The 24,443-nt window shown below is 69.6% G+C and carries 18 protein-coding genes and 2 pseudogenes; 10 read left to right on the forward strand and 10 right to left on the reverse strand.

Annotated elements, in window-relative coordinates; genetic code table 11:
- Positions 1 to 11: 11 nt before the first annotated feature.
- Positions 12 to 611: a hypothetical protein gene (locus RKD20_RS26860; protein WP_424879944.1), complete on the forward strand. Its 600-nt coding sequence runs from the start codon at positions 12 to 14 to the stop codon at positions 609 to 611.
- An 84-nt stretch (positions 612 to 695) separates the two neighbouring features.
- Here RKD20_RS26860 and RKD20_RS26865 read toward each other — a convergent pair whose 3' ends face one another.
- The 6 genes and pseudogenes from RKD20_RS26865 to RKD20_RS26890 all read right to left on the reverse strand — a co-directional run bounded on the left by RKD20_RS26865 (position 696) and on the right by RKD20_RS26890 (position 8,714).
- A complete protein-coding gene (locus tag RKD20_RS26865; RefSeq protein ID WP_424879945.1) occupies positions 696 to 1,700 on the reverse strand; it encodes a LacI family DNA-binding transcriptional regulator in 1,005 nt (334 codons plus the stop codon).
- The gene (yicI, locus tag RKD20_RS26870; protein WP_424879946.1) at positions 1,700 to 3,949 is read right to left on the reverse strand and encodes an alpha-xylosidase; all 2,250 of its coding nucleotides are present in this window, start codon (positions 3,947 to 3,949) and stop codon (positions 1,700 to 1,702) included. The genes RKD20_RS26865 and yicI overlap by 1 nt, the downstream gene beginning before the upstream one ends.
- Before the next feature lie 13 nt (positions 3,950 to 3,962).
- Positions 3,963 to 4,787: a carbohydrate ABC transporter permease gene (locus RKD20_RS26875; RefSeq protein WP_424879947.1), complete on the reverse strand. Its 825-nt coding sequence runs from the start codon at positions 4,785 to 4,787 to the stop codon at positions 3,963 to 3,965.
- Entirely contained in the window at positions 4,784 to 5,728 is a 945-nt protein-coding gene (locus tag RKD20_RS26880; protein ID WP_424879948.1) for a carbohydrate ABC transporter permease, read from the reverse strand. Before RKD20_RS26880 ends, RKD20_RS26875 begins: the two co-directional genes overlap by 4 nt.
- On the reverse strand, positions 5,725 to 7,014 hold the full coding sequence (locus RKD20_RS26885) for an ABC transporter substrate-binding protein (RefSeq protein ID WP_424879949.1): 1,290 nt from the start codon (positions 7,012 to 7,014) through the stop codon (positions 5,725 to 5,727). The genes RKD20_RS26880 and RKD20_RS26885 overlap by 4 nt, the downstream gene beginning before the upstream one ends.
- 583 nt (positions 7,015 to 7,597) lie before the next feature.
- A pseudogene (locus RKD20_RS26890) lies at positions 7,598 to 8,714 on the reverse strand (MFS transporter).
- A 269-nt stretch (positions 8,715 to 8,983) separates the two neighbouring features.
- Here RKD20_RS26890 and RKD20_RS26895 point away from each other — a divergent pair.
- The 4 genes from RKD20_RS26895 to RKD20_RS26910 all read left to right on the forward strand — a co-directional run bounded on the left by RKD20_RS26895 (position 8,984) and on the right by RKD20_RS26910 (position 14,757).
- On the forward strand, positions 8,984 to 9,979 hold the full coding sequence (locus RKD20_RS26895; RefSeq protein ID WP_424879950.1) for a LysR family transcriptional regulator: 996 nt from the start codon (positions 8,984 to 8,986) through the stop codon (positions 9,977 to 9,979).
- A 220-nt stretch (positions 9,980 to 10,199) separates the two neighbouring features.
- Positions 10,200 to 11,327 carry a hypothetical protein gene (locus RKD20_RS26900; protein ID WP_424879951.1) on the forward strand — a complete coding sequence of 376 codons (1,128 nt, stop codon included), beginning with the start codon at positions 10,200 to 10,202 and terminating at the stop codon, positions 11,325 to 11,327.
- On the forward strand, positions 11,327 to 13,549 hold the full coding sequence (locus tag RKD20_RS26905; protein WP_424879952.1) for a glycosyltransferase: 2,223 nt from the start codon (positions 11,327 to 11,329) through the stop codon (positions 13,547 to 13,549). The genes RKD20_RS26900 and RKD20_RS26905 overlap by 1 nt, the downstream gene beginning before the upstream one ends.
- Positions 13,546 to 14,757: an acyltransferase family protein gene (locus RKD20_RS26910; protein ID WP_424879953.1), complete on the forward strand. Its 1,212-nt coding sequence runs from the start codon at positions 13,546 to 13,548 to the stop codon at positions 14,755 to 14,757. The genes RKD20_RS26905 and RKD20_RS26910 overlap by 4 nt, the downstream gene beginning before the upstream one ends.
- 476 nt (positions 14,758 to 15,233) lie before the next feature.
- On the opposite strand, the gene RKD20_RS26915 is transcribed toward RKD20_RS26910, so the two are convergent.
- Positions 15,234 to 16,844, reverse strand: a complete 1,611-nt coding sequence (locus RKD20_RS26915) for a M48 family metallopeptidase (RefSeq protein WP_424879954.1) — start codon at positions 16,842 to 16,844, stop codon at positions 15,234 to 15,236.
- 269 nt (positions 16,845 to 17,113) lie between these two features.
- Here RKD20_RS26915 and RKD20_RS26920 point away from each other — a divergent pair.
- Positions 17,114 to 17,909 (forward strand): annotated as a pseudogene (locus RKD20_RS26920) (transposase family protein); the annotation flags it as partial.
- Positions 17,910 to 18,094: 185 nt separating this feature from the next.
- Here the strand turns inward: RKD20_RS26920 and RKD20_RS26925 are convergent.
- Positions 18,095 to 18,298 (reverse strand): DUF397 domain-containing protein, encoded by a 204-nt coding sequence (locus RKD20_RS26925; RefSeq protein ID WP_424879955.1) that lies wholly within the window; start codon positions 18,296 to 18,298, stop codon positions 18,095 to 18,097.
- 11 nt (positions 18,299 to 18,309) lie between these two features.
- Positions 18,310 to 19,164 carry a helix-turn-helix domain-containing protein gene (locus RKD20_RS26930; RefSeq protein WP_424879956.1) on the reverse strand — a complete coding sequence of 285 codons (855 nt, stop codon included), beginning with the start codon at positions 19,162 to 19,164 and terminating at the stop codon, positions 18,310 to 18,312.
- Positions 19,165 to 19,400: 236 nt separating this feature from the next.
- Here RKD20_RS26930 and RKD20_RS26935 point away from each other — a divergent pair, with 236 nt between their 5' ends.
- The 4 genes from RKD20_RS26935 (at position 19,401) to RKD20_RS26950 (ending at position 23,753) form a co-directional block, all read left to right on the forward strand.
- Positions 19,401 to 19,868, forward strand: a complete 468-nt coding sequence (locus tag RKD20_RS26935) for an ATP-binding protein (RefSeq protein WP_424879957.1) — start codon at positions 19,401 to 19,403, stop codon at positions 19,866 to 19,868.
- A gap of 44 nt (positions 19,869 to 19,912) precedes the next feature.
- The gene (locus RKD20_RS26940; protein ID WP_424879958.1) at positions 19,913 to 20,887 is read left to right on the forward strand and encodes a hypothetical protein; all 975 of its coding nucleotides are present in this window, start codon (positions 19,913 to 19,915) and stop codon (positions 20,885 to 20,887) included.
- Positions 20,888 to 21,095: 208 nt separating this feature from the next.
- On the forward strand, positions 21,096 to 22,478 hold the full coding sequence (locus RKD20_RS26945) for a nitrate/nitrite transporter (RefSeq protein ID WP_424879959.1): 1,383 nt from the start codon (positions 21,096 to 21,098) through the stop codon (positions 22,476 to 22,478).
- Positions 22,479 to 22,598: 120 nt separating this feature from the next.
- Complete coding sequence (locus RKD20_RS26950; protein ID WP_424879960.1) at positions 22,599 to 23,753, forward strand: uroporphyrinogen-III synthase; 1,155 nt, start codon at positions 22,599 to 22,601, stop codon at positions 23,751 to 23,753.
- 69 nt (positions 23,754 to 23,822) lie between these two features.
- Here the strand turns inward: RKD20_RS26950 and RKD20_RS26955 are convergent, their stop codons facing one another.
- Positions 23,823 to 24,317: a DUF1772 domain-containing protein gene (locus RKD20_RS26955; protein WP_424879961.1), complete on the reverse strand. Its 495-nt coding sequence runs from the start codon at positions 24,315 to 24,317 to the stop codon at positions 23,823 to 23,825.
- Positions 24,318 to 24,443: the final 126 nt, after the last annotated feature.

The raw sequence follows: 24,443 nt of genomic DNA on the forward strand, positions 1-24,443 counted from the left end.
AGGAGACCCCCGTGCAGCGCTTCACCGAGTTCGACTTCGGCGTCCCGTGGGTGATGAGTTTCTTCCACCAGGACTGGTCCTATGAGGCGGACACCGCCGCCGAACTCGTCGCGCGGCGCCTGGGGGAAGGAGCCGCCGATGCCCTGTCCGTGCGCCGCGACGCCCGGACACTCCTCGACGGCCTGCCGTCGGAGACGCTGGAGGTGTTGTGGACGGCCGGGTCGCAGTACGGCCCGAGCTTCCGGCAGACCACGGGAGCCGAGTGGACGCGGACCGTCGTCGACGTGTGCGACACCTGGCTGTCCGCGCGGGCGGAGGTGCCGCCGCTCACCGGAGCCGACACGGAGGACGGCCTCGACCACCGGGACGAGGTCGTCGCCGAGATCGAGTCCATGGGGTTCCTGACCGCCGAGGTGCGCCGGGCGCTCGTCGACTGCGCCCACCACTGCACCCCGGACCTGGCGTTGCGGGTACTGCTGAGGGTGATCGAGTACGCGCCTGACGCGTCGCTGTCCGAGGAGCAGTACAAGAGGCTGGAAGGTCTCGGATCGGCCCTGCACTACGGTGAGTTCGTGGTGCAGAACGTCGAGTTCCTGATCTCCGGCGACTAGAGCACGGCCTGAGGGCCCTGCCGTCCACACCTCGTGGAAGGCAGGGCCCTCACCTGTTGATCACGAGGGACCGGCCAAGGCGCGTCAGGAAACCGTCCGCCTCCCCGTACTCGCCCGCTCCGTCATCCGCGGCGGCAACAACGTCGACTCCGGTACGGCCGTCCCGGCCAGCTTCTTCATCAGGAGCTCCACGGCCCGCTCGCCCACCTCCGCCGACGGCAGCGCGACCGAGGTGATCGGGACGCGGACCGACTCGGCCAGCTCGTCGGGGCAGATCGCGGTGAGGGACAGGTCGGCCGGGACGCGGAGGCCGAGGTGTTCGAAGGCGTCCAGCAGCGGCCCCAGCAGGGCCTCGTTGTGGACGACCAATCCCGTCAACGCGGGCTGTTCCCTGAGGAGTTGCTCGGCGGCCTCGCGGGCCGCGCCCGGCTCGCAGGGGTGGACGGTCGACGACATCCCGCTGCGGTCGGCGGCGTCCGTGAAGCCCTGGACCACCCGTTGGGCGAAGGCCGTGCGGCGCACGTACACCTCCGGCGGGGAACCGACCAGGGCCACCGACCGGTGACCCAGCCTCGCCAGATGCTCCACGCACGCCTCGGCCGCCGCCCTGAAGTCCAGGTCGACGCAGGTCAGGCCCTCCGAGGCGGCAGGCAGGCCGATCAGCACGGACGGCAGCTCCAGATTCCGCAGCAACGGCAGCCGGGGATCGTCCAGTTGGACGTCCATCACGATCAGCGCGTCGACCAGCGCCGTCTCCGCGACCCGGGTCAGCCCGTCCGCACCCTCCTCCTGGGTCAGCAGCAGCACGTCGTGGTCGTGGCGGCGGGCGGTGGTCACCACGGACACCGCGAACCGCATCACGGTCGGGACGTGGATCCCCGCCCGCAAGGGCACGACCAGGGCCAGCACGTTCGACCGCCGGCCGGCCAGGGCGCGGGCGCCCGCGTGCGGGCGGTAGCCCAGCTCGCGGATGGCGTCCTCGACCCGCTGCCGGGTCTCCTCGGAGATCGGGCGCTTGCCGCTGAGGGCGTAGGAGACGGTGCTGGGGGAGACCCCGGCCCGCCGCGCGACATCCGTGATCTTCACCATCAGCCCAGCTCCAGGGAGAGAAAGCCGGTCCCGGCCCGCGCCCGCGTCTCCCGGTCGCCCGCGGCCAGCCCCCAGGGCGCCGAGGGGTCGGAGCAGGACGCCCGCAAGGTGTCTCCCTCGCGTACGACGGTGAAGGCGACCTCGCCCACCCGTACCGTGACCTGCTCGCCCCGCCCGAGGCCGTAGGCCCGCAGGGTCACCCCGTCGGCGTGGTCGTAGTCGGGCCGGTCGTCCACCGCGCCGACCGGGACCACCGCGCCCGGCCTGACCAGCAGCGGCACGCTCAGGAAGTCGTGCTTCTCGCGCACCCAGCGCGGCCCGGTCACCGTCTCGCCGGTCACGAAGTGGGTCCAGGTGCCCTCGGGGACGTAGTAGGAGACCTCGCCCTCGTCGTCGAACACCGGCGCCACCAGCAGGTCGGGGCCGAGCATGTACTGCCGCTCCAGGTGCGCGCACCCGGGATCGTCCGGGAACTCCAGGACCATCGCCCGCATCACCGGCACGCCCTCGGCGTGGGCGGTGCGCGCGGCCTCGTAGAGATAGGGCATCAGGCTCAGTTTGAGGCGGGTGAAGTGCCGCAGTACGTCCACGGACTCCTCGTCGAACAGCCACGGCACCCGGTAGGAGGAGCTGCCGTGCAGGCGGCTGTGGGAGGAGAGGAGCCCGAAGGCCAGCCACCGTTTGAAGAGCGACGGTGTCGGGGTGCCCTCGAAGCCGCCGATGTCGTGGCTCCAGAAGCCGAAGCCGGACAGGCCGAGGGACAGGCCGCCGCGCAGGGACTCGGCCATCGACTCGTACGTCGCCTCGCAGTCGCCGCCCCAGTGCACCGGGAACTGCTGGCTGCCCGCGGTCGCCGAGCGAGCGAAGACAACCGCCTCCTGCTCGCCGCGGTGCTTGCGCAGCACGTCGAAGACGGTCCGGTTGTAGAGGTAGGAGTAGTAGTTGTGCATCCGCTCCGGGTCGGAGCCGTCGGACCACTCCACGTCCAGCGGCACCCGCTCGCCGAAGTCGGTCTTGAAACAGTCCACACCCTGCGCGAGCAGCGCTTCCAGCTTGGACGCGTACCAGTCGCGGGCGGCCGGGCTGGTGAAGTCGACCAGGGCCATGCCGGGCTGCCACAGGTCCCACTGCCAGACGCTGCCGTCGGGACGCCGGAGGAGATGGCCGAGCGCCTTGCCCTCCGCGAACAGGGGCGACCGCTGGGCGATGTACGGGTTGATCCACGCGGAGACCCGCAGGCCCCGCGCGTGCAGCCGGGCGAGCATCCCCTCCGGGTCGGGGAAGACCCGCGGGTCCCACTGGAAGTCGCACCAGTTGAACTCGCGCATCCAGAAGCAGTCGAAGTGGAAGACGGAGAGGGGCAGTTCCCGGTCCTTCATGCCGTCGATGAACGACGTCACCGTCTCCTCGTCGTACGACGTCGTGAAGGACGTCGACAGCCACAGGCCGAAGGACCAGGCGGGCGGGAGGGCCGGGCGGCCGGTCAGGGCCGTGTACTTGCGGATGATCTCCTTCGGGCTCGGGCCGTAGATGACGTAGTACGTCAACTCCTGTGTTTCGGCGCTGAATTGAACCCGCGACACCGCTTCCGAGCCGACCTCGAAGGACACCTTGCCGGGGTGGTCGACGAAGACGCCGTAGCCCGCGTCGGTGAGGTAGAACGGGACGTTCTTGTAGGCCTGTTCGGTGGCCGTGCCGCCGTCGGCGTTCCAGATGTCGACGACCTGGCCGTTCTTGACCAGCGGCCCGAAGCGTTCACCGAGGCCGTAGACCGAGCTGCCCACGCCGAGGCCGAGCTGTTCGCGCAGGTAGTGGGCGCCCGACGCGTCCCGCATGATGCCCATGCCCTTGGGGCCGCTGCCGGTCAGCAGCCGGCCGTCCGCGAGGAAGTCGACCCGCCAGGTGTCCGTGCGGGCCACCCGGACCGACAGCGCGCCGGAGGTGAGGGTGGCGTGCTCCTCGTCGTACTCCGTGTGCGCCGTGAAGTCCTCCGTACGGACCTCGAACGCGGGACCCTGCGGCTGCTCGCCCTCGAAGTGGGTGAAGGTGACGCCGATGACGTCGGGTATCGGGGCATGGGCGCTGATCGTCACGACCGGTCCCTTCAACAGGTCGCCGCGGCGGCGGATGGGCTGGGTCGGCGCGAGGATGTCCAGCCGGCCGTCCGACGCGCTGACCTCGTGGACCTGGGCCGGATGGGCCGCGGTCACGCCCTCGCGCAACAGCCAGTAGCCGTCGGTGAACTTCATCTGTGGGGGGTCCTTACTTCACGGCACCCACGGCGATACCGCGGGTGAGGGTTCGCTGGAAGAGGAGGAAGAACACGATCGCGGGGAGCACGCCGAGCAGGGCGGCCGCGTTGGTCATCGTGGCGTCCATCAGGCGCTGGCCCTGGAGGACGCCGAGGGCCACCGACACCGTCTGGTTGTCGTTGGAGATCAGCATGACCAGGGGGAGCAGGAACTCGTTCCAGGTCCAGATGAAGAAGAAGACCAGCAGCACCCCGAGGGTGGGGCGGCTGACGGGGACGACGATCCGCCACAGGACCTGCCACTTGTCGGCGCCGTCGATCCGGGCCGCCTCCAGGATCTCGCGGGGGAACTGGCCGAGCACCGAGGAGAGCAGATACGTGCCGAAAGCCGACTGGATCACCGTGAACACGATGATCACGCTCAACCTGGTGTCGTAGAGGCCGACTTGCTTGCTCAGGTAGTAGACGGGATAGACCAGCGCCTCCTGCGGCAGCATGTTCGCGAGGACGAAGAAGGCGAGGACCCAGGTGCGGGCCTTGATACGGCCGATGCCGATCGCGTAGGCGTTCAGGACGGACAGCACCACGGCCAGTACCGCCACCGAGCCGCTGATCAGCACCGAGTTGACGAGCTTCCGGCCGAAGTCCACCCGCTCCCAGAAGTCCTTGATGCCGTCCGTGTAGAGGCCGTCGGGGAGGCTGAGGGGACCGTTCTGGGCGTACTCCGTGGGGGACTTGAAGGCGTTGACCGCCACGATCAGGAACGGCACGACCATGAACAGGGCCGCGATGCACAGGGCGATCAGCACCGGGTAGCGGCGCAGGGCGGTGGTCACGGGTCGCTCCTCTCCTGGAGCCTCAGACCGATCAGGGAGAGCGCGAGGATGATCACCGTCAGCACGGTGGAGATCGCGGCGCCGTAGCCGACCTGCGTCTTCTCGAAGAACGTGGTGAAGGAGAAGTAGGAGGGCACGTCGGTGGCGCCGCCGGGCCCGCCCTTGGTCAGGACGTACACCGCGCCGAACACCTTGAGTGCGGCGATCGAGCACCAGGTCAGCACGACGTAGATCTCCGGCCGGATCTGCGGCAGCGTGATGTGCCAGAAGCGGCGCCACCAGCCGGCGCCGTCCAGCTCGGCCGCCTCGTACAGCTGCGGGTCGACGCGTTGCAGGCCCGCCATGAAGACGACCAGCGGGAAGCCGAGTTGGACCCACACCATGACGCCCATCACGCTGTACAGGGCGAGGTCGGGGTCGCCGAGCCAGTCCTGCTGCCAGCCGCCGAGACCGATCGCCTTGAGGAGGGTGTTGAGGGAGCCGTTGTCGGGGGCGAGGATCCAGCTCCAGACGATGCCGGCGACCGCGATCGGCAGGACCTGGGGGAGGTAGAAGCAGGCGCGGAGAACGGCGGCTGTTCTGGATCCGAAGTGCTTGCCGACGTGATCGAACAGGGCTGCGGCGAGGACCAGTCCGAGGGCCGTGGGGATCGCCGCCATCGCCACGACCATGAACAGGCTGTGCCGGAAGGACGCCCAGAACTCGGAATCGTCCATCAGCTCGCGGTAGTTGGCGAGCCCGGACCACGTGGGCGAACCCACGCCCTGCCAGTCCGTGAAGCTCACGTACGTGTTCATCACGAACGGCAGGACGACGATCGCGAGGAAGGCGAGGGCGCCGGGGAGAAGGAAGAGGGCGTAGGAGTCGCGGGGACCGCGCGGGGGTTTACCGACGGTTCCCTTGCCGACCGCCCGCGCGTTCCGTTCGACGGTCACCGTCATTGCTTCGGCGCGCCCTTGTCGTAGGCCTCCTGGAGATCGCCGAGATAACCGTCGGGCTTGTCGCTGCCCGTGATCAGCTTCTGGGTCTCGGAGACGAGGACGTCGTAGAAGCCGGGGACCGGCCAGTCGGGGTAGAAGGCCAGGCCGTCGTTATTGGAGAGGGTGTTGAAGTCGTCGATCAGGGTCTTCGACCGGGGGTCGGTGATGGCGGAGGCGTCGGCCGCGACCGGGACACCGCCGGAGTTGCCGAGCAGGTTCTGGATCTTCTTCGACATGGTGATGTCGATGAAGTCGTAGGCGAGGTCCTTGTTCTTCGACCCCTGCGGTACGACCCAGAGGTTGCCGCCGGAGCCGAGGGTGAGCTTCGAGTCGGGCCAGCGGAAGGTGCCCCAGTCGAACTTGTTGTCCGTCTTGAAGCGGCCGTACCACCAGCTGCCGGAGAACAGGATCGGCGCCTTGCCGGAGGTGAAGGAGACACCGGCGGCCTCCTCGTTCTGGCCGCTGGAACTCTTGCTGAAGTAGCCCTTCCTGACCCAGTCGGCGAAGGTCTCGGCGCCGTAGGTCCAGGCCGCGTCGTGGAAGTCGGTCTTGCCCTTGTAGAGCTGGTAGGCGTTCACCCAGGAGCGGTCGGCCTTGGACAGGGCCAGTTGGTAGAGGTACTGCTGAGCCGGGTAGGCGGCGCCGCCGTTGGCGAGGGGCGTGATCTTGTTCTGGACGAACTTGTCCATGGCGGCGGTGAGTTCGCCGAGCGTCTTCGGCTCGGCGATGCCGTACTTCTTGAAGAGGTCCTTGTTGTAGTAGACCAGCGTGTACTCGGCGTAGTTGGGGACGCCGTACCACTTGCCGGAGCCCATCACGCCGTTGGCGTCGTAGAGGCTGGTGGTGCGCACGCTGGGGCTGAGCTTCTTGTCCCAGCCGCGCTTGGTGGCCTCTGCCGTGAGGTCGGTGAGCAGTCCCTGCTTGGAGAGCAGGCCCGCGGTCGCGTTGCCCTTGTTGTACTCCATGAGGTCGGGCGCGTCCGAGGAGTTGAGGACCATCGGGGCGGTCTTCTGGATCTGGTCGAAGCTCTTCTCCTCGAACTTCACCTTCACGCCGGGGTGTGTGGCCTCGAACTCCTTGATCGCCTCCTTCCAGGCGATGCCCATCGCGCTGCTCGGGCCCTCGTAGTGCCACAGCCGCAGCGTCTTCCCGTCGGAGGACCCGCTGTCGGAGTTCCCGCAGGAGGTCATCAGCAGCGATCCGGTCAGGACCGCCGCCGCCACCGCGCGCCTTCGTGCCGTCAACATCCCGTACCTCCGGGGAGTCGGATGGTTGCTCCGGGCCGGGCGCCGCGCAGGGGTCGTCGATTCGACTCGATTCGACGACCCCCGTCGAAGCGCTTCGACGAAGGAACGTATGTGGCGGCTTTGAAGGTCGTCAATGGGTTGTGCAGGATCGGGTGAAGCGATTCGACGATAGGGGGTGGGGAGGGTGGTCGTCGGGGAGGGGCATGTTTCGGGGGCTCGTCCAGGCGGCTGAGGCGAAGGGGGCGTCGTGGGCCGTCGCCGGTGGGTGCTGCGTCGCCCGCTCGCCGGTTGTGCTGACGTAGGCGAGGCGGGTCATGTCTTCGGGGCTCGGCCACGGGCGAGCGGTCGTCGGTGCGGGTCCGGTGCCGGTGCCGGTGCGGCGGGTCGTGTCCCGGGGGCTCGTCCGGGTGGGCCGGTCAGCAGGGCTGGTGCGGCTGCGGTGACCGGGATGTCGTACGCCGCCGCGGGTGACGGGTGCTGCCTCGTCCAGTTGCCGGTTCGCCGGTCGTGCCGGTCGTGCCGGTCCTGCCGGTCCTGTCGGTCCTGTCGGTCGTGCCTGTCGTGCCGGGGTCGGTGAGGCGGGTCATGTCCTCGTCGGCCTCGTCCACGTGAGGGCGGTCATCAGGGCTGCCGCGGCCGCCGTGACCGGGACGCCGTAGCCCGCCACCGGCGACACGTGCTCCGCCGTCCAGCCGCCGGCCGCGCTGCCGCAGGCGATTCCGCCGAGCAGGCCGGTCACGGCGAGGGTCATGCCCTCGTTGAGGCGGCCGGGCGGGGTGCGTCGCTGGACCAGGGTCATGCCGGTGACCATCGTCGGGGCGGTCGCCATCCCGGCGATCAGCAGCGCGGCCGCCAGGGAGGGGCAGGGAGCCGGTGAGGGAGGCGGTCAGCAGGGGGAGCGTCAGCAGGGCCGTCATGGCGGCTATGCACCACACGTACCGGTCCTCGACCGACCCCGACACCGACCCCGCCCTCCGGGTCGCCCCGTACGTCAGCCCCGCCGCGCACGAACCGGCCGCCTGGAGCGCCAGCACGATCCCGGCCGCCGAACGGTGTCCCTGCGCGTCGGCGAACGCGATGGTGACCACCTCCATGGAGCCGAAGACGGCACCCATCGCGAGGCAGACGGCGAGGAGGGGAGGGACGCCGGGCGCGCGGAAGGGCGCCTTCGAGGGGCCGCACCCCCGCACCGGCGGCTCCGTCGAGCGCTGTGCCGTGAACACCAGCACGCCCGTCACCAGCAGCACCACCCCGGTCAGCGTGCCCGCCTCCGGGAAGAACGCCGTGCACAGGAAGGCCGCGAGGACCGGCCCCAGCATGTAGCACGCCTCGTCCACGGCCTGCTCGAAGGAGTTCGCGACATGCAGCGAGCTCTCGTCGCCGTGGAGGAAGTGGGCCCAGCGGGCCCGGGACATGCCTCCGAGGTTGGGGGTCGTGGCGGTGGCGGCGTACGACACGAAGAGCGTCCACGCCGGGGCGCCGAGGCGGACGCACAGCAGCAGCGCCAGCGAACCCAGCGCGGCGAGTGCCGTGGCCGGTACGGCGATCTTGGCCTGTCCGTGTCGGTCGACGAGCCGCGCGGTCCACGGGGCGACCACCGCCGTGGCCCCGAGACCGGCCGCGGTGACGGCGCCGGCGAGGGCGTACGACCCACGCGTCTCCGCGATCATGACGACCGCGCTGACGCTGAACATGCCCATCGGAAGCCGGGCGAGAAGATTCCCGATGGTGAACGCGCGGGCTCCGGGGGTGGCGAGAAGACGGCGGTAGGGACCGGGGACGCGGCGACGTGGGGAACGCTGCGCGCGCGGGCCTCGTGGACTGAAGTCGACGATGACGAGCGCGTCCGCGGTCGTGGTGAACATCGGTCGGTTCGGTTGCGGCATGTGGCTACCGTCGCGTGAGGGCGATCAAGGGGTCCAACACCTGCTCGGCGCCGATTCACGCACCTGTGTTGTAAGTTCGCCCGATGTCCGTGCCCAGCCCGAGTCCCGGCCCCCGCCCCCACCACCTCGACCCCCGTCTCCTGCGCGCCTTCCTCGTCGTCGCCGACGAGCTCCACTTCACGCGCGCGGCGGCCCGGCTCTACGTCGCCCAGCAGGCGCTCAGCCGCGATGTGCGACGACTGGAGCGGGAGTTGGGCGCGGAGCTGTTCGTGCGCACCACCCGGCAGGTGACACTGACCGCCGACGGCGAGCGGCTGGTGCCGTACGCCCGCCGGGCCCTGGACGCCCAGGACGAGCTGCTCGCCGCCTTCGCGCAGGCCCGCCCCCTGCTCGTGGACCTGAACTTCCCCGACCAGGCCACCGCCCGCGCCGTGCTGCTGCGCGCCCGGGAACTCGCCCCTGACCAGGAGCTGATGGCCCGCTACGAGAGCGGGCTGACGGGCGCGGCGGCGCAGTTGCTGACCGGTCGCCTCGACGCGTCCTTCGGCCGGTTCGCCGGTGTGGACCCGGCGCTGCGGTCGGGTCTCGACCACCAGCCCGTGCGCTGCGAGCCCATGGCCGTCGTCCTCCCCGAGGACCACCGGCTGGCCGCGCTGGAGCGGGTCCCGCTCGCCGCCCTGGAGGGCGAAACCGTGTACGCGGGGGCCGGAAATCCGCGCACTCCGGAATGGACCGATCTCGCTCGTCGGCTGTTCGAAGGACGGGGCATCCGGATCGCCCCGCCGGCCCCGCTCGCGGTCGGCGACGAGGAGTTCCAGCGGATCATGGCGAAGACCCGGAACCCGATTCTCGCGGTCGTGGATTTCCCGGCCATGCCCGCCACCGTGCTGCGTCCGCTGGTCGACCCGGTACCGCTGTCGCCCGTGTCCCTCGTGTGGCGCAAGGGTCTGGTGCACCCCGCCTTCGATGCCCTCCGGCGTGCCGCAATCGAACTGTCCGTCGAACACGACTGGCTTCGCCGACCCTCCGATGGATGGATTCCAGCCATCGATGAGGCCGATATGAACATCCACAAATGACACGTGGCAAACACACATCCTTCGACTGCGCTACATTCGGCGCCTGAGCACGGTGTGGTAAGGGGGGCGCTCGGACCGGGTGGGGGCCCGGTTCGGCCGACGTGTGCTCAAGGTCGACAGCGCGCCCAGATCAGCCCGTGGGGGGATGTGCGTGCGCGTGAAAAAGTGGCGAGAAGACGCCCAACCGGAATGGCCCGAGGTTGCATCAGGGACCCAGGACATGCCGATGGCAGGGGGCGCCACCCAGACGTTCCCGGAGACCGGAGCGACCGGGGTATTCGGCTCAGCCGATGCCCCGCCCGCGGGACTCTCCCGCTCGGTCGGCACCGAAGGCCCCGAGCCGACGGCCGACCGCACCGAGTTGCCGACGCCGCGAACGCCGGGAAAGCCGCCAAAGCCGGGAAGCGCGGCAAGCGCGGGAAGCGCGGGAAGCACGGGCGAGAGCGGCGCCCGGGACTTCCCGGGAGCCCCGAGGGCGGACCGCGACGGGGACCTCCCGGAGCCGCCCGGCCGCAGAACCGTCGTACGCGACCCCTGGGACGAGTCCGGCAGCGGTGACGAGGGCACCCACGACCCGCACGAGGTGACCGTCCAGCTCGACGCGATCAGCGTGAGCGGCGACGACCGCATCGAGGGCCGCCCCGGCGGGGACGGCGCAACCGAGGCTTCCGACGGCCCGGTCTTCGTCGACGAGTCCGGCCGGCGCAGCCGGCGCTTCCGCCGGATAGGCATCGCCGTCGGTCTGGCCTGCGCGGTCTACGCCGTCGTCATCGTCGTCACCCTGCTGTCCGGCAACTCCAACGCACCCTGGCTCCCCATGACCGGCCCGAAGGACGACGCCCCGGCCGGCAAGGTCGACACCAGCCCGATGCCGGCCGAGTCCCCCGCGCCCTCCGCCGGCGCGGGGGTGGTCCCCGGGACCACCCCGACGGTCAGCGGCGGGGCGACACCGGTTCCGGGAGTCAGCGGCACCGCGCCCGGCGCCACCGTCAGCCCCGGCAAGGCGGGGGCCTCCGCCGATCCGTCGGCCACCGCCACCCAGCCGGGCGGCAAACCGTCGGTCAGCGCCGATCCGTCGACACAGCCGACGCAGTCGGTGACCCCGCCGCCCAGCCCGTCGGTCACCCCGCCCGTCACCACGAGCCCCGACCCCTCGGTCGCCCCGACCCAGACCACGGGCGGTGACAGCGCAGGACCCGGCACGGTCGCCGACGGCCCGGCCACCCCCTCGCCCATCGCGTCGGAGACCACCGGCACCCCGCCGGCCGCGTCGGAGCCGTCCGCCACCTCCGCTCCCGTGCCGGCCGGCGCCCCGCTCTCCGCCACGTCCCCGGAGCACATCCTCTGATGGCAACCCGCACCCGCCGCCCAGGGGCCGCCGCACCAGGAGCCCCCGACGGCTCCAGGCGCCGTCGCCTGCCCATGCGCCGTCGCCTGCCCATGCGCCTGCTACTGCCCGTGCTCGTCCTCGTCGCCCTCATGGCGATGCTGATGCTGCGCGGCTACGTCCACAGCGAGATCCTCGCCGACCACCGCATCCGGGCCGAGGCCGCCACCGACAAGGTGCCGGAGAGGATCCTCGACGGCGGCCCGGTGATCGACACCCGCGGCGGACGGGCCACCAGCCTGAAGGTGCCCGACCACCGGCTCGTCCTCACCTTCGACGACGGCCCCGACCCGACCTGGACCCCCAAGGTCCTGGACGTCCTGAAGAAGCACCACGCGCACGCGGTCTTCTTCGTCACCGGCACCATGGCCTCCCGCTACCCGGACCTGGTCAAGCGCATGGTCGACGAGGGCCACGAGATCGGCCTGCACACCTTCAACCACCCCGACCTGTCCTTCCAGTCGAAGAAGCGCATCGACTGGGAGCTCTCCCAGAACCAGCTCGCGCTCGCCGGCGCGGCCGGTATCCGCACCTCGCTCTTCCGTCCGCCGTACTCCTCCTTCGCCGACGCCATGGACGACAGGTCCTGGCCGGTCACCGAGTACATCGGCACCCGCGGCTACATCACGGTCGTCAACAACACCGACAGCGAGGACTGGCAGAAGCCCGGCGTCCGCCAGATCATCCGCAACGCCACGCCGAAGAGCGGCAAGGGCGCGGTCGTGCTCATGCACGACTCCGGCGGCGACCGCCACCAGACGGTCCAGGCGCTCGACCGGTTCCTGCCCGAGATGAAGGACAAGGGCTACGCGTTCGACAACCTCACCGAGGCCCTCGACGCGCCCACCGCGCACACCGCCGTCGCCGGACCCGAACTGTGGAAGGGCAAGGCGTGGATCTTCCTGGTCCAGGCCTCCGAGCACATCACCGACGTCCTCGTCGTCGGGCTCTCGATCATCGGGTCCCTGGTCATCGGGCGCTTCGTCCTCATGCTGCTGCTCTCGGGCATCCACGCCCGCCGGGTGCGCCGCAAGGACTTCCGCTGGGGAGCGCCGGTCACCCAGCCGGTGTCGGTGCTGGTCCCGGCGTACAACGAGGCCAAGTGCATCGAGAACACCGTGCGTTCCCTGATGGCGAGTGAGCATCCCATCGAGGTGCTCGTCATCGACGACGGTTCGAGCGACGGCACCGCGCGGATCGTCGAGGCGATGGGCCTGCCGAACGTCCGGGTGGTCCGCCAGCTCAACGCGGGCAAGCCGGCCGCCCTCAACCGCGGTCTGGCGAACGCCCGTCACGACATCATCGTGATGATGGACGGCGACACGGTCTTCGAGCCCTCCACCGTACGGGAGCTGGTCCAGCCCTTCGGTGACCCGCGAGTGGGAGCCGTGGCCGGCAACGCGAAGGTCGGCAACCGGGACTCGCTGATCGGCGCCTGGCAGCACATCGAGTACGTGATGGGCTTCAACCTCGACCGCCGGATGTACGACGTCCTGCGCTGCATGCCGACCATCCCGGGCGCGGTGGGAGCCTTCCGCCGGTCCGCCCTGGAACGGGTCGGCGGCATGAGCGACGACACGCTCGCCGAGGACACCGACATCACCATGGCCATGCACCGGGACGGCTGGCGCGTGGTCTACGCCGAGAAGGCGCGCGCCTGGACGGAGGCACCGGAGTCCGTCCAGCAGCTCTGGTCCCAGCGCTACCGGTGGTCGTACGGCACCATGCAGGCGATCTGGAAGCACCGGCGTGCTCTGGTCGAACGGGGCCCGTCGGGCCGCTTCGGCCGCGTCGGCCTCCCCCTGGTCTCCCTGTTCATGGTGGTCGCACCCCTGTTGGCCCCCCTGATCGACGTGTTCCTCCTCTACGGCGTCGTGTTCGGCCCGACCGAGAAGACGATCGTGGCCTGGCTGGGCGTCCTCGCGATCCAAGTGGTCTGCGCCGCCTACGCCTTCCGCCTCGACCGGGAACGCATGACCCACCTGATCTCGCTGCCGTTGCAGCAGATCCTCTACCGCCAGCTCATGTACGTCGTCCTGCTCCAGTCCTGGATCACGGCCCTCACCGGAGGCCGCCTGCGCTGGCAGAAGCTGCGCCGCACGGGAGTCGTCGAGGCACCGGGCGGACCGGTACCGCGGCAGCAGGCACGCAGTGAGAGCGACGAGCGGAGGCCGGTCGGATGACGCAGGAGTACACGGCGGGCCGGCAGGGGGTGGTCACTGCCTCCAAGGCAGCCGGCCGGGACCGCTACCTGGACCTCCTCCGCTCCCTCGCCCTGGTCCGAGTCGTCCTCTACCACCTCTTCGGCTGGGCGTGGCTGACCGTCCTGTTCCCGTCGATGGGCGTGATGTTCGCGCTGGCGGGCTCGCTGATGGCGCGTTCACTGAAGAGGCCGACCCTGAGCGTGATCAGGGGCCGGGTCCGCCGACTCCTGCCTCCCCTCTGGGCATTCAGCGCGGTGGTGCTGCCGTTGATGTTCGTCGGCGGCTGGAAGTTGTCAGAGGACCCGGACCACAGCGGCACGTGGGGCCTGCTGGAGCTGGTGAACTACGTCATCCCGATCGGGGCGCCGCCGTACCCCTGGGAGGTCGGCTTCCCGAACGACCTGCTGGAGAGCACATGGGCGGACCAGGCGGTGGGCCCGCTGTGGTACCTCCGCGCGTATCTGTGGTTCGTACTGGCGTCTCCCTTGCTGCTGTGGGCCTTCCGCAAGGTGCCCTGGGCGACCCTGCTGGCCCCGCTGGCCCTGACGGCGGTGGTGGGCACGGGACTGGTGACCATCCCCGGCGAACTCGGCAACGCGGTCACCGACTTCGCGATCTACGGCAGCTGCTGGGTCCTCGGTTTCGCGCACCACGAGGGAGTGCTGGCGAAGGTCCCGCGCTATCTCGCCGTCTCCGGATCGGTCCTGGTGATGTCCTTCGCCCTGTGGTGGGCCTCCGGCCACCTGGGCCCCGAGGGCTGGGACCTGAACGACATCCCGCTCGCCCAGGCGACCTGGTCGTTCGGTTTCGTGGTGATCCTGCTCCAGTACTCGCCGTCCTGGCAGGAACTCCCGGGCCGCCTCGCCCGCTGGGACAAGCTGGTCACCCTCTCCAACAACCGCGCCGTCACGATCTACCTCTGGCACAACCTGCTGATCATGGCCACGGTCCCCGTCATCGACCTGGCCTACAGCCTCCCCTTCATGCAGAGCGACCGTGCGGTCGCCGCGCTCGACTCGACGGACACGCTGTGGATGTTCTTCCTGGTGTGGCCGCTGATCGGGCTCGCGATTCTCGCGTTCGGCTGGATCGAGGACCTGGCGGCGAAGAGGAGGCCCAGGTTGTGGCCGAACGGTTCACGACAGGGTCGAGTGGGGGCTTTGGCGACCGGGGGACAGGGGTCCTGACGACTTTGGGCTCCGCCTCCGTGCGCGCGGGAGGCGGAGCCCAGCCGTGTCATCCGATGGAGAGCCGTTTCGGTCAGTAGGTGTTCGGGTTGATGACCTGCGTGCCCGAACCCGACAGCACGGGCGGCCAGCAGGCGGGTGAGAAACTCGACGACGTGGCGCGGGACGTCGAGCGCGGCAACATAGGTGACCAACGTGAAGCCTCTAGTTCAGCGGACGATCTCGTGAATGAGACTGTCCTACCGGGGGCTTCACGTCTGTCCATGGCCTGGGCCCCGCACCGGGAAACCGACGAAATACGCTGTTGCGGGGTGACGGAGTGAGGACGGTCCGGGGACTCTTTCCCAGCTACGGTGTCCTGTGCTCTGGCAGCCAACTGGTGACAAAGTGGCCCGGCCACCAGCTCCACTGGCCAGGTTCGCAAGACCTGACAGCCACCACTTGGGAGGTGTGGGGGATCGCAGTTCGAACGGCGGTTATGCGGACACGGGGTGGGGGCCGACGAGTAGGGCGCGCAGGGGGGCAGTGTCGGGCGTGTCGGCGACGGCCGCGTCGAGGGCGTCGTCCATGCCCTTCTCCCACGCCTCGGGTAGGACGAGCCCCGGCTGCCCCGACCACGCGATGTCCGGGGTGGTGTGTCCGGCCTCGGCGAGGCGCAGGTGAACCATGCCCGCGAGCCCCTCGAAGACCTTGGGCCGGATGAAGTTGCGGGCGGACGGCCCGATCAGTCGCGCCGCCTGATGCGGCTTGGGCATGCGGTCGGCGACCGCCATCCATAGCAGGCCGCGGTCGAACGCGTCGAGTATCTCCTCCAAGCCGGGCAACTGGTCCTTCGCCACCCCCTCGGCCGTGGCATCTCGGCGTGCGCTCACCGTATCGTCTGCGCCTCGCGCCGATGAGCGCAGCGTCCTGGCCACGGCGACCCGCAGCGGCCGGGACCAGACCTCGGCGTCGGCGACCGCGCGGGCCATGACGAGGTCGTCCCAACTCATGCGCCCCAGCCGCGCCGCCTCCTGCGGCAGCGTGCGCGCCTCCAGCGCAGCGAACACCCGGTCCGGGTCGTGCAGCAAGGTGAGCGCGGCCGACTCATCGGCCGACTCATCGGCCGACCCATCGGCGGGAAGCTTCTCGATCAGGGCGATCCGTTCGGCAGTCGGCGGGTGCGAGTCGTACTCGTGTGGCCGCGGCGGACGCTGTCCGGCGGAGAGCACAGTGAGCCGCTCCCCCGTCCGGGCGGCGAGCAGCCGTTGGAAACCGCCGTGCACCTCGCCGACAGGCGGCAGCGCTCCCAGCGGCTCGCCCATCGCGGCGTACGTCTCCAGGTAGTGGGTGTGCGCGGCGGCGAGCACCGGAAGGATGCGCAGCGCAGCGGCCGTCGCGTCACGGCCCGCGTACCGGGCGGCCATCTGGTCGGCGGCGAGTTCCTGGTGGCGGGCCACGGACTGCGAAGTCCGCAGGAACATCCGGGCGTAGCCGACGTACAGGGCGCCGATCGCGTAGTGCAGCCGGGTGCTGCCCTCGCGGAAGACCTCCACCGTGTGCAGTACCGCTATCCGGCCGCGCATCGTGACACCGCCGAGCCGGGTGTCCAGGTTGCTGTAGTGCCCGAACTCGTGGGCGAGGACGGCGCGCAGCTGCGGGACGGTCAGCCCCGCGAGCAGCGGCAGGCCCAGGAGCATACGGCGTCGTCCGGGCAGCAGCCCCAGCAGGCGGTTTTGTTCGGCCACCCCCGCGTTGACCTCGGCGACCAGGTAGAGCTCGTCCGGCAGCCGCTCCCCCGTCACTTCGGCGGCGGCGCGCACCTGTTCCCACAGTGTGGGCTGATCCTGTGGCGTGACCGCCACCGCGTGTGGGACCGGGCCCAGACGCCCGGCCCGCAGAAAGGCGAACATGCCTCGCAGAATCGCTGCCGCCAGTAGAACCGTGACGGTCAGAACCATGCCTTCGAACCAGGCCGCCCGCGCGGTGAACAGCCGTGTCACCAGCAGCCAGTCGAGCGCCGCCATGGCCGACAGCAGAACCACGCCCATCAGATAGAAGCCGGCCAGCAGCACGAGCCCGCGGACAGCGCGCAGTCGGAACGTCATCAGAAGATCCCCCACAGGGCTTGGCCAGCCCGAATGGGCCAACAGTGCTCGCGGATCCTAACTCCAGCTTCCGAGCAGGTCTGCCGTCCCCGCCAGGCCAGCGAGTTAAGTCCGTTGCCCACACCCGCTCGCCAACGACACTGCTGCTCGCCCCGGCCTTGCAGAGATCATTTCGCTGAGAAAACCTCAGTGAACCTCTTTCATCCTGGGCTGTCGGGTGAACCAGGCTGGTCAGGGGCGGTGACGTGGCAAAGCCCCTCGTCGTTGGTGTGGTGATCTCACTCAACACGCCGACGGCCGGGGGGCTTCGTCGGTTCCGTATCCTTCCACGCTCGATGTCCGGCACGAGCTGGTCGAGCATGTCTCATGGCTCATCTACGCCCGAAGGTGTGAACACTGCACTCGCTGGCGCAAGTTGAGCTGCTTCCGTCAGGCACGACTCGCCCTTGCCCACCTGGGTAAGAACGAGACGCTCGCCCAGCTCAGCGTCGGGTTCGGCGTCTCCGAAGAGATGGCCTGGACGTGGACGAGGCCATCGACGTCCTCGCCGCCTGGGCACCAGGCCTGCGCGAGGCCCTGACCGGCCGCGGCGAGGACGATTTCGTGATCCTGGACGGCACTCTGATCCCCACCGACCGGGTCGCGGCGGACGAGCCGTACTACTCCCAGAAGCACAAGAAGCACGGTATGAACGTGCAGGTTGTCGCCGCACCCGACGGCACACCCCTGTGGTTCTCGCGGGCCTTGCCCGGACGCACTCACGACCTGACCGCCGCCCGTGCTCACGGCGTGATAGAGAACTGCCACACGCGACAGATCCTCGCCGTGGCCGACCGCGCCTACCAGGGCGCCGACGCCACCGTCCGTACCCCCTACTGCCACCACCACGAACTGCCTGAGCACTACCAGCAGTACAACCGGGACCACACCCGACTACGCGCCCCTGGCGAACGCGCCTTCGCACAGCTGAAAACCTGGCGCATCCTTCGTCGAGCCCGATGCTCGACCAACCGCATCGGACGCATCGTCGCCGTTCACACCCTCCTGATCTGCGAATACGGAGGATGCAAGAGGTTCAGTGAGTCGATCGATGACTTGGCGTTTGAGGCGGAGTCGGATTTTAGGAGTTCGTGGAGGCGGATGCGGCGGAGTGCGGTGAAATACGGGAGAGATTGGTCGGGTCGATCGCTCTGCCTTGTGCAGTGCAGATGGCGACCCGCACAAATCGCGTATCAGGTGTCCAGGCTCGGCTACCCTCCAGCGGACTGGCGTGAGGCGCTGTTTGATGCCGTGTGCGAGATGAAAGGGACCCAGGCGGATGACTGGAAGACAAGGTGAGGGCTTCCCGTCGTCTTTGAGTCGCGGACTTGGATGGCGGTGAGGGCGGCGGCTATCTCGACGCAGTTCGAGCCGTCGCCGCTGTAGCTGGACTTCTGCCAGTGGATGGGCTGCATGGTTCTGTTCCTCACAGGTCCTGGATGAGGCGGTGGATGAATTCGCGTGACTCGGTGGGCGGGAGCGCGCAGGATTCCATGCCGTCCAGCACAGCCCGGTACTTGCTCAACTGCGCTTCCGCATCGAGGAACTCGCATGCTCCGTGGTGCGAGTCCAGCTGGACGGTGTCGAGTTGCGGGACCGGTCCCTCGACGTAGTCGAAGGACTGGCCGGTGGTGGGGAATTGGTCCGCTCCGAACGGGATCACGCGGAGAGTGACGTGCGGTAGTTCGCTCATGTGGGCCAGGTGCTTGAGCTGGCCGCGGGCCACGACGGGGCCGCCGAAACCCATGCGTAGCGCGGCCTCGTGAATGATCGCCGTGTACGGAGGCGGGTCCTGCCTGTGCAGCACGCCCTGCCGTTTGAGGCGGTGGGTGAGGCGGTGCTCCATCTCGTACTGCCGCATGGGTGGCACCACTGCCTGGAAGAGGGCCCGCGCGTGGTCTGTCGTCTGGAGCAGTGCCGGGATGTGGAGCATGAGCGCCACACGTAGTGCGGCGGCGTGGTGCTCCAACTCCGCCAGGTCGACCAGGGCCACTGGAACGTGGTCGCGATACTCCTCCCACCAGCCGCGTGTTCGCCGGCCGGTCATCGCCGCGAGAGCCTCGATGAGGGGTTCGTCGAAGCAGTCGTAGGCATGGGCCATGGAGCGCACTCGCTCGGCGCTGATCGGTGTGCGGCCGGTCTCGATCATGCTGACGCGCGCCTGGTTGACGCCCAGCTGTTCGGCGGCGCCGGTCGCGCTGAGCCCCGCTCGCTCGCGAAGTTTGCGCAGCTCCGTGCCCAGCCTCCGCTGCCTGAGCGTGGGGCTGTTAGTGGGCGGCACGGCGTCTCCTTCCAGACCGCGTCGCGCGGCGGCTCGGTACCTCACACGAGTGAAGAGTGGATGCTTCCAATGGGTTTAGTTAGATGCATCTAACCATCTGCTCTACGGTGGTCACGTACCGCCCAACTCCCCCGCCCATAAGCCGGAAGCGCACCCACCCAGGCACAGCCACCGCCCGGCGAGGCCGTTGAGCGAGTAGTCGTCGAAGCCCCCTTCCCTTCCGCCGGAGGTATCCGATGGTCACCGTAGCCCTGCCCGACACCTGGGTGTACGCCCTTCGTCTGCCGCATGACCCCAGAGCCGCACGTGTCGCACGTACGACCGTGCGGGCCGCGCTGAAGGGGCACGGCATGGCCCACGTCCTCGACCTCGTGGAGCTGTTGACGTCCGAACTCGTCACCAACGCCTACCTGCACACCAAGGGGCCCGCCTCGTTGAGGCTGACCGCCCTCGGTGAGGGGCGGCTGCGGGTGGGGGTCTGGGACAGCCATCCCTACATCCCGGCACCCTTCGCCGAACCGCCCGGTGACCGTGTTCCGCCCGGCTCGGTGGGTGCTGTCGGCGGGCGCGGGTTGTTCCTCGTCCAGGAGTTCGCCGACTCCTGGGGCGGCTGGTCCCTCGGGAGCGGTCTGCTCGACCGAGGCGCGGGGAAGCTGTTGTGGTTCGAGGTGGGCCGGGGTAACCGGTGCGGTGGGAAGCGTTGAGCAGTCCCGCCGCGGCTGTCGTACAAGCCCGGCATACTGCTGTCGTGGTCGAGTACGCAGACGGAAGCAGCAGCGCGTCCTCCCGCTGGGGCTATGGGACCGAGCGGCTTCCGGTGACGTTCGACGAGCTGGCTGGACCGGAGAGCGGATCCGTCGAGCTTCCCCTGCAGCTCGCCTGGTCCGGGCTGCGCGTCTTCGATCTCGGTGACGTGAAGCTGCTGCTCGGCCTGTACCGGATCGTCCTGAACAACCGGATCGACGGACGACTTCGTGCGTTACCTCGACCAGGCGCACCTCGTCCGCCACTGGCCGATCCTGCGCAAGATGTTGGGACGTGGCGTGCGCGAGACGTGGGAGGAAGCCTTTCCCGCGCTCTGCCGCTCCGGCACGGTATGAGGCTGCCCCCGCTGCATAGCTGGCCAGTGAGGAGTGCCTTGGATACGAGCGAGGACTACGAGCTCGCACTAGGCGGGGGCCGCTCCGCAGAGATGACGGATGTCGTCCCGCACTTGGCGGGTGGCCTGCGGGACGGAGGCTGGGTGGTCGCTGTGGTTGCTGTGGTCGCCGTGGTCGCCGTGGTCGATGTCGGTCCGCTTGACGCACGCCCGCTCGTCGCGGATCCGGACAGCCGGGAAGCCTGCGAGGTCGGCCTCGTCCAAGAAGCCTTGTCACGTCAGCCGGTCGTCACCGGCATCGAACCCGGGCCTGATCCGGAGGACCTCGCAAGCGCGCAGATGCGCGCCCTCCTCGACCGTGGCCTTCCGCAGGACATCACCGACGTTCACGCAGCCTGCCAGTACTACTCCGTGATCGAGCTGGAGCAGCTGGGCGAGTTCGACCTGTGCGAGCTGCGCGACCGGCTGGAGAGTGTCGTATGGGTGAGTGATGAGGAGTTCGCGGCCTACGGGCTCGGCCCAGAAGACATCGCTGAGCTGCGGCGATGGGCGCTGGAGTGGGAGTCCGACCTGGGGCTGCGGATTCTCGAGGACTACGACGATCCCGAGGACGCCGCCGGCTGAAGCAGTCCGCCGGTCCTCACACCGCCGCCTCCCGGCGCGGAGCTGTTCGTAACACAAAGCCCCCACGACCTCTCATCCCGCCCCCCGCCGGGGTGAGAGCAAAGTTCCTTTCCGGTCACCCGGTGCCACAGGCAGGAAACGCCGCGTCCCTACCTTCGGGGTCAGCCACTCGAAGCAGGACCGAGCCCCGTCGCACCGTGGAGGCGTCATGACAGCCCCTAGTACAGCCCCCGCACCCCCGAGCAGGGGCGGTCGCTGGATCCAGCAGTGGGATCCGGAGGACGAGACCTTCTGGAAGGAGACCGGCGAGAAGGTCGCCAAGCGGAACCTGCTCTTCTCCGTTCTCTCCGAGCACATCGGTTTCTCGGTCTGGACCCTGTGGTCCGTGCTCGTGCTCTTCATGGGACCGGAGTACGGGCTGACCCCCGCCGACAAGTTCCTGCTCACGTCGATGGTCACGCTCGTCGGTGCCGTCGTCCGCGTCCCCTACACCTTCGCCGTCGCGATCTTCGGCGGCCGGAACTGGACGATCATCTCGGCCAGCCTGCTCCTCGTCCCCACCGTCGCCGCGTTCACCGTGATGAAGCCGGGGACCTCGTTCGACACCTTCCTGCTGGTCGGCCTGCTGGCCGGCATCGGCGGCGGCAACTTCGCCTCCTCCATGACCAACATCAACGCGTTCTTCCCCCTCCGCAAGAAGGGGTGGGCCCTCGGGCTCAACGCCGGCGGCGGCAACATCGGCGTCCCGGTCATCCAGCTGATCGCCCTCGCGATCATCGGCGCCAGCGGCGGACCCCGGGTGCTGCTCGGGATCTACATCCCGCTGATCCTCGTCGCCGCCGTCCTCGCCGCGCTCTTCATGGACAACATCGAGAACGTGAAGAACGACACCGGCGCCGCCAAGGACGCCGCGCGGGACGGTCACACCTGGATCATGTCCTTCCTCTACATCGGCACGTTCGGCTCGTTCATCGGCTACAGCTTCGCCTTCGGGCAGGTGCTGACGAACCAGTTCGGCCGGACTCCGCTGGAGGCCGCGTACGTCACCTTCATCGGCCCGCTGCTCGGCTCGCTGATCCGCCCGGTCGGCGGCGCGCTGGCCGACAAGTACGGCGGCGCGAAGATCACGCTGTGGAACTACGTCGGGATGGGCGCGGCGACCGCCGTCCTCATCGCCGCCAGCATGGAGAAGTCGCTGGCCCTGTTCACCGTCGCGTTCGTGGTGCTGTTCGTCCTCACCGGCATCGGCAACGGCTCGACCTTCAAGATGATCCCCGGCATCTTCCACACGAAGGCCCTCGCCAAGGGGCTCGAAGGCGAAGCGGCCGCCGCCTACGGGCGTCGCCTCTCCGGTGCCTCCATGGGGCTGATCGGCGCGGTCGGCGCGCTCGGCGGTGTCGGCATCAACCTCGCCTTCCGCCAGTCCTTCCTCTCCTACGGCTCCGGAACCGGCGCCTTCGTAGCCTTCCTCGCCTTCTACGCGGCCTGCTTCGGGGTCACCTGGGCCGTATACCTTCGGCGTACGGCCGCCCAGGGCCAGGCCTCGACCGCCACCGAGGCCAAGCCGCAGCTCAGCTACGCCGAGGTGTGACGTAACACCGGCGACATGAACCGGAACCGAGCCTGTCACGAGCCGTTGACAGGCTCGGTCGGCATGTAGGGACGACCCACGTACGACCGTGTACGACGACTCGAGTGCGGGACGAGAGCCATGTACGAGGAACAGCAGGCAGCAGAGCAACACGGCCCCCTCGCGGGGTTCACCGTGGGAGTCACGGCCGCGCGCCGGGCAGACGAACTCGGTGCGCTGCTCCAGCGTCGCGGGGCCGCGGTCCTGCACGCGCCCGCCCTGCGGATCGTGCCCCTCTCCGACGACAGCGAGCTGCTGGCGGCGACGAAGGACCTGATCGACCAGGCGCCGGACGTCGTGGTGGCCACCACGGCCATCGGTTTCCGGGGGTGGGTCGAGGCCGCCGAGGGCTGGGGGCTCGGTGAGACGCTTCTCGACCGGCTGCGCGAGGTGGAACTGCTCGCGCGCGGACCCAAGGTCAAGGGGTCCATCCGGGCCGCCGGGCTGACGGAGGACTGGTCGCCGTCGTCCGAGTCCATGGCCGAGGTGCTCGACCGGCTGCTGGAGGAGGGGGTCGAGGGCCGCCGTATCGCCATCCAGTTGCACGGTGAGCCGTTGCCCGGGTTCGTGGAGGCGCTGCGGGCCGGGGGAGCGGAGGTCGTCGGGGTGCCGGTGTACCGGTGGATGCCGCCGGAGGACATCGGGCCGGTGGACCGGCTGCTGGACGCGGCCGTCTCGCGGGGGCTGGACGCGCTGACCTTCACGAGCGCGCCGGCCGCGGCCTCGCTGCTGTCCCGGGCCGAGGACCGGAGCCTGCTGCCGGAGCTGCTCGCCGCGCTCAACCATGATGTGCTGCCGGCCTGTGTCGGGCCGGTGACCGCGGTGCCGTTGCAGGCGCGGGGGGTGGAGACGGTCTCGCCCGAGCGTTTCCGGCTCGGTCCGCTGGTGCAGTTGCTGTGCCAGGAGCTTCCCGGGCGGGCCCGGTCGCTGCCCATCGCCGGCCACCGGGTGGAGATCCGGGGGCACGCGGTGCTGGTCGACGGGGTGCTGCGGCCGGTGCCGCCCGCGGGGATGTCGTTGCTGCGGGCGCTGTCGCGGCGGCCCGGCTGGGTGGTGTCCCGGGCGGAGCTCCTGCGGGCACTGCCGGGCGCGGGCCGCGACGAACACGCGGTGGAGACGGCGATGGCCCGCCTCCGTACGGCCCTGGGGGCGCCGAAGCTGATCCAGACGGTGGTCAAGCGGGGATACCGGCTGGCCCTGGACCCGGCGGCCGACGCGAAGTACTCCGACGTCTAGCCAATGGCCAGTGGCCAATAGCTAGAGCCAGTAGCCAGAAGCCAGAAGCCAGAAGCCAGAAGCTGTCAGCTAGTCGCGCCCGGCGGCACGACTGCCCGTGGCCTTCACCAGGAGCCCCAGCGTCACCGTCAGCAACACAGCCCGTACGGCGTTCCACGCCACCCACGGGTCCTCGAACTCCTCGCGCAGGGCGCCGGGATCGCCGCCCCGCGCGAGGGCGTCGTTGAGGGGGACGTTGAGGGCGACGGTGACCAGGAACGCCAGGGCGGAGGCCGCCAGGGCCGCCCACACCCACCGCCGGTACCCCCGGCCCCGCGCCTGCCAGGCCGCCACCGCCGTGAGCAGCGGGGCGCCCAGGAAGCCGAGGAAGAACACCGGGTTCTGGATGACCTCGTTGATGTCCCGCATCACCTCGACGTAGACGCGGTCGTCGCTGCGGGCCAGGGCCGGCATCACGGCGCACGCGAAGACGTAGAAGGTCCCGGCGATCAGGCCCGTGGCGACCGTGGCCGCGCCGAGGACGAATCCGCTGCTCCTGCTGTTCTGTGTCATGTCTTGTGTCATGGCTCCAGTCAAGGGCCCCGTCCACCGGGCCGACATGGCCGAGACGCGCTGTCGCATACGTACGCGTCCAGCCACCGCTCCCGGTCCGAGGGGTTCCGGCGGCGAGGGCGGGAGGGCACTGTTAGA

This window comes from Streptomyces sp. SLBN-8D4, from assembly GCF_049739545.1.
Taxonomy (GTDB): Bacteria; Actinomycetota; Actinomycetes; order Streptomycetales; family Streptomycetaceae; genus Streptomyces; species Streptomyces canus_C.